1 protein-coding gene and 1 pseudogene are annotated in these 568 nt (G+C 31.3%); both read left to right on the top strand.

Annotated features, from left to right (window positions below):
• Positions 1–236, top strand: a pseudogene (locus tag FUA24_RS00080) (D-alanine--D-alanine ligase); the annotation flags it as partial.
• A gap of 59 nt (positions 237–295) precedes the next feature.
• Positions 296–568: zinc-ribbon domain-containing protein (locus FUA24_RS00075; protein ID WP_148539566.1), on the top strand; the 273-nt coding region annotated here is incomplete at its 3' end.

Raw genomic sequence — 568 nt, 5'->3', positions numbered from 1 at the left:
TCACTAAAGACCAAGAAAACAAAGTAACCGTTTTAGCGGCTAAAGTATATGATGTTTTAAAAATGACTGGTTTTTCTAGAAGTGAATATATTTTTAAAGATGGCGAACCCCATTTACTAGAAATAAATACCGTACCTGGCTTAACTAAAGAAAGCATACTACCGCAACAAGCTGCCGTAGCTGGTATTACGCTTGCCAATTTATTTGACAATGCCATTGAAGAAGCTTTAAAATAATTCGTACAATCTTTATATTATATTTACTTATATTTGAGTACTAACCACAACCAACTAAAATGATTTTTTACGGTACAAAAGCTTCACGATTAAAAAATGGTCAAATAAACCATGTAACATGCCCAAATTGCCAAAACCAAACATCAATGAATTATGGTATTTTTGGTAAATACTTTTACATTTATTGGATTCCTATTTTTCCTATTGGAAAAACAAATATTGTAGAGTGCAACCACTGTAAAAAAACGTTTAAACTAAAAGAACTACCGCAACAAATAAAACATAAGTTTGAACTTGTTAAACATAAAGGCACGCCGTTGTGGCACTTTACA

The sequence above is a fragment of the Seonamhaeicola marinus genome, assembly GCF_008085455.1.
The sequence above is the reverse complement of the archived record's forward strand: the minus strand, read 5'-3'. Positions and strand labels throughout refer to the sequence as shown.